The sequence below is a fragment of the uncultured Succinatimonas sp. genome, assembly GCF_905203285.1.
In the GTDB taxonomy this organism is placed as follows: Bacteria; Pseudomonadota; Gammaproteobacteria; order Enterobacterales; family Succinivibrionaceae; genus Succinatimonas.
Map to the genome: position 1 here is coordinate 1 of NZ_CAJKVK010000118.1, position 4798 is coordinate 4798.

At 43.6% G+C, this 4798-nt stretch carries 3 protein-coding genes; 1 reads left to right on the forward strand and 2 read right to left on the reverse strand.

What is annotated here, in order from left to right; genetic code table 11:
• Window positions 1-185: 185 nt before the first annotated feature.
• A complete protein-coding gene (locus QZ019_RS09210; protein ID WP_295484457.1) occupies window positions 186-584 on the reverse strand; it encodes an RpiB/LacA/LacB family sugar-phosphate isomerase in 399 nt (132 codons plus the stop codon).
• A gap of 102 nt (window positions 585-686) precedes the next feature.
• Between QZ019_RS09210 and ltrA the strand changes: the two genes are divergently transcribed.
• The gene (gene ltrA / locus QZ019_RS09215) at window positions 687-1991 is read left to right on the forward strand and encodes a group II intron reverse transcriptase/maturase (protein WP_295484459.1); all 1305 of its coding nucleotides are present in this window, start codon (window positions 687-689) and stop codon (window positions 1989-1991) included.
• Window positions 1992-2154: 163 nt separating this feature from the next.
• Here ltrA and QZ019_RS09220 read toward each other — a convergent pair whose 3' ends face one another.
• Entirely contained in the window at window positions 2155-4572 is a 2418-nt protein-coding gene (locus QZ019_RS09220) for an autotransporter domain-containing protein (protein WP_295484462.1), read from the reverse strand.
• Between the last annotated feature and the right edge of the window lie 226 nt (window positions 4573-4798).

Genomic DNA, 4798 nt, shown 5'->3' on the forward strand with positions numbered 1-4798 from the left:
GCAAGCGCTCTCCCAACTGAGCTATAACCCCAAGTCCAGAAAGTGTGCCCTATTATAAATACTCTTTTTTGCCTGTCAACTAAAAAAATTAATAAATTTTATGTTTTTATATTTTTCTTTATAAATCAAATAATAAAAAAGCCCGAATTTCGGGCTTTAATTTAGGGAGATGACATTCTTTACTGTTAAAGGGCTTTTAAAAAATCGGCAATTTTTTGATCTTGGCAGTTAGGATAAAATAAATCAGCAAATTTTGGATCGTCAATTGTACTTTTTATGAATTCTTTATCAAGCATGCTTAGTATATCAAGCAGAGATCTGTGAGTAATACTTTTGACGTGGTCGAGAATTTTCTTATTTGATTTTTCTGCTTCTGCTCTTTCTTTAGGGTATCCTCCGTTAAAAGGATCTACAAAAAGCTTTTCAAAAGTGTAACGTAAGTTTAGTTCACCACCCCAACCGAAGTTTTGGGCATAGGGTAAAGAAATAGCATTTCCGCCATTTACCTGTGTGAAAAGATAAGCATCAACTGGCGAAGAAATATGACCACATTGAACATTAGGAAAAGAATTGGCGGAAAACACAGGAAACCTGACTGCAGAAAGGTAAGATGCGCAATCAAGCTTAACCGACAGACAGGAGCTCAAGATGTCGGAAGATAAAGGACGTGAGTAAAAGGAAGATTGATGGTAACTTTAGAAAGCGTACTCGAATATCACAACATGAGGGCGGCGATGACGCAAGTCATCAAGAACCGAGGCGCGGCAGGCTTTGACGGAATACCCGTAAGTGAGCTTGAGCAATGGTTCAGGGAGCATCCTCATCAACTTTCTAAAGCCGTCATGAGCGGTACTTATAGACCGCAGCCGATCAAAAGGGTGTACATTCCCAAAGACAATGGTGACAAAAGGCCGTTGGGGATACCAACCGTGGTAGACAGGACGGTGCAGCAGGCACTGGCTCAAGTACTGAGTGAAGCCTACGAGCCGTACTTTTCCGACAACAGCTTCGGATTCAGACCTGACAGAGGGGCGCGGGATGCTGTAAGAAGAGTTTGCGAATACGCCGAGCAAGGATACGTATGGGTCATTGATTTGGACTTGGCAAAATTCTTCGATACGGTAAATCACAGCAAACTGCTGCAAGTACTATCTGAGAGCATCAAAGACGGAAGAGTGATATCTCTTATTCATAAATTCCTCAGAGCGAAAATCATCGAGAACGGCAAATCGACAAAACCGAAGATGGGAACTCCGCAGGGAGGTCCTATGTCGCCGATACTGGCAAATATCCTCCTAAATGAGATGGATAAAGTACTGGACGAACGAGGGGTTAAATTCTGTCGCTATGCCGACGATTGCGTAATTTTCGCCAAGAGTGAAAGAGCAGCCCACCGCATCTACGAAAGTATATCTAAGTATATTGAGAAGAAGCTTTTTCTACAAATAAACAAGGAAAAGACCTCAATAGGGATGCTGTCGCAGGAAACCAAGTTTCTCGGTTTCGGTTTTAAAAGAATCGAAGATGACTTGGAGACAAGATGGGTACCGGTGGTACACAACAAGTCGCGTAAGAAGCTAAAGGATAAAATCCGCATTCTTACCGACAGGAGGTTACCCCGGGGAGAGGAAAGCACCAAAGAGCGGTTTAATACCTTTCTAAAGGGATGGGTAGGCTACTACCGTATGGGGATAGCAAATTGTTCTATGAATGACATTGACAAATGGATACGCCGTAGAATACGTCAAATCTATTTAAAGATGTGGAAAAAGAACAGAACCAAATACGAAGAGCTGAAGAAACTCAAACGGAACAAAGATGAACTCTGCTACGCAATAGCGCACAGCTCAATGAAGACATGGGCTAAAGCGTTGTATGCGAATTATGTAATAACAAAAGAGGTCATCAAGAACTGGGGTTGGCTAAGCGTCAAGGAAGCTTATGAAACAGGCTTCATTGACTGCGATCTTTCGGAACCGCCCACTGCATGAACTGCACGGTGGGTGGTGTGAGAGGGGCAGATCATTAGATCTCCCCTACTCGATTATATTTATACCCATTAAGACCCTATAAACTATTAATTGATGTAGCTGTAAACTAAAAGAGCAGAGTTCACCGCCCTGCTCTTTTGTAATGTTAATTACGTTATGTCTATTAGAAGGTATAACGCAATCCGGCATTTAACATGTAGTCGGTATCAACCTCATTGCCGCTGGCGCGATCAAAGTTGGCAAACACCGTAAAATTATCGGTAAAGTTCATCTGAGTTCCGATACCATAAGTTACCCAGGTACCGCCCAAATCGGATCCCATTGCGGCTGAGGCTTTTTCGTTATACGCCCTACCGTCCAAATCACCGTCAAAATCATGATTTACGTAAGCGCGAGCGTAGAGCTTGCCCATATTGTCGGCAAAATTGAAACCGATCCTCGCTCCGATATCGCCGATTAAGGCGTTGTAATCGTCCTGCTCGACCTTAACGCCGTTGCTTGAAGTGAAATCATCGCCTTTAACAAAGGCATACTGCAAACCGATTGACGGCTCGATAAAGCCGTATTTGGCGAAGGTAAAACGATAGCCGCCGTTGGCGCCGATGCTGAAGGCATCATTATCATACGAGGCCGTCATGTTCTCCACTGACGCATCCGTTGACAAGCGTCCGTAACGGGCAATACCGTTGACAAAGAAACCGTTGTCAAAGCGGCGCTCGGTATACAGCGCGAAAGTATAGCCGTCAACGTCAGCCGAGCCGTTTTTCATATCGGCATCCCCTTCCATATAAGAAGCGGCGACACCGGTTACCCAACCGCTAAATACCGTATCAAAGCCGACCTGAACGGTAGTGGAGTTCAAATCCAAGTCCGCGTCATCAAAGGTGCTCTTACCGCCGTAAACCTGAGCCCAAACTCCGTAGGGGTGATCTGCGGTATCGCGCAGAAAATCTAAATGCTGATTGGTATACGCCACCTCATCACGCCATGCGGAGATAGCCGCGGCATTCACGGCTTTAAATGAAGCAAGTTTGGTATTTTCGGCAACCGTGACGGCTGAAACCTCACCTGCGGCATTGACGTCCTGCGTGATAGCGCCTATCACATCACCTTGAGCTATCACGTTCTGCTTATTAGCCGCGGCATCGGAATCAATGAACGTAACCTTGTCGTTTAAAGAGCTCATAACTTTATCCGCATCAGTCACGTCATCCGCGGTAATGCCGCGCGCGGCAACGATTAATTTGGTATTTTCAGTAGCCGATCCGATTGACACCGAGGCAGAATCAAGTTTTTCGCCGTCGGTAGTTGCCAATAAATTAATCTGACCGCCGCTGCCGGTTAAATTATCAATTTTGATCTGCTGATTAGTACCTTCATTAGCATTGATGATACCGTTATTAAGCTCCAAATTGTTAACCGCGGCCGCTTCCATTACCCCGCCTTTCGGAGCTTGTGATTTATCGACTAACTTAGCGTTCCATTGCGCACCGTCGGACAGAGACAACTTAAAATTCTCGACCTTGGTCAAATTTTCTTTGTCTGCCTGCTCGGTTGTGTAGAGTTTATAAACGCTTCCGGTCCATGAAGAATCCTCTCCGACTAAATTGACGTTGACGTAAGCATCGATAATGTCACCGCTGTTAGCTTTAGGGCCCGGGGTTTCAAAAGCAATATCACCGTTTAAAACAACAGTAGCGTTTTTATCTTTATTAACATTAACTGTGGCATAGCCGCGAGCATCGATGGCGTTTACCGCGTTTACGGTCAGATTGCCGTTTACTTCCAAATATCCGTTAGAGAAAGCCATCAGACCGGCACCGTTCTTAGCGTTAATTACAGTATTGTCACCGTTAATAACCAGTCTAGATGTACTCTCCGGTGCCGTTTCATCCTGAGTGCTATTCTGTACCAAAACACCATAACTGCCGTTAGTATTTATGCTAATGTTCTTTGCCTGCAAAGTGGTATCAGCTCTTAAAGATAAAACACCCATGGACATATTGTTACCGTAGGCGTTAATGGTAAGATTTTCCGTGTTTGCCGATCCGATGGTGGCAACGGTATCATATACGGTATCATATTCATCTTTAACCTGTCCGATTGAAAGACCGCGAGCTTCCACATCTGAACCGCCGTTTACATCAATGGTAATATTCTTAGCATTTAAGCTGAAATGTGCCCCATATAATGCATTAACGCCCGTTATAACTGCTGCTTCGGGATCTGTTTTTTTGTCGACATAACTAACGTTGAAATTCAATGCCGATGTATTGTCAGATCCTACTGAAACATTAGTTCCTTGATATGCAACTTGAAGCGCATGGGTAGCGGCAAAAACATTGATAGAGCCGTTTGCTTTGGTATTGACGCTAATATTTTTGCTTGGAGATGTGTTATTAATGCCAATGCTCAAACGCTGTTCTGACGAGCCGATTTGTACTGAAGGATCGCCTAAAACATTATTTTGCACGGTTGAGTCGTAGTATTCTGCGGATATGGCGGAAAAACAGAATAGAGCTAAAGCTAAAGGGGATAATTTATAAACCCTGTAGGGGGGGGTAGATAGTTTTATTTTCATACTTGCCTCTTATATTTAGATTCATTGTGAAAGTTAAATCCTCTATAGAATACGTGATGCCATTTAAATCTAACTTTCCTCAGTCTATTATACTCCTCCTAGGTATTAACACTCACATTAATTTCGTGATAGCAGTTACGCATGATATTCCGGCTATTTATTGATATTTTGTATAGCCGCTCTCTTCTCGTATAGATATATTACTACAATACATTTTAACGCTCCG

Excerpts from the sequence above, each read along its gene's own strand:
- QZ019_RS09220 (WP_295484462.1), bottom strand. The coding sequence starts at position 4,572 with ATGAAAATAAAACTATCTACCCCCCCCTACAGGGTTTATAAATTATCC.
- ltrA (WP_295484459.1), top strand. The coding sequence starts at position 687 with ATGGTAACTTTAGAAAGCGTACTCGAATATCACAACATGAGGGCGGCG.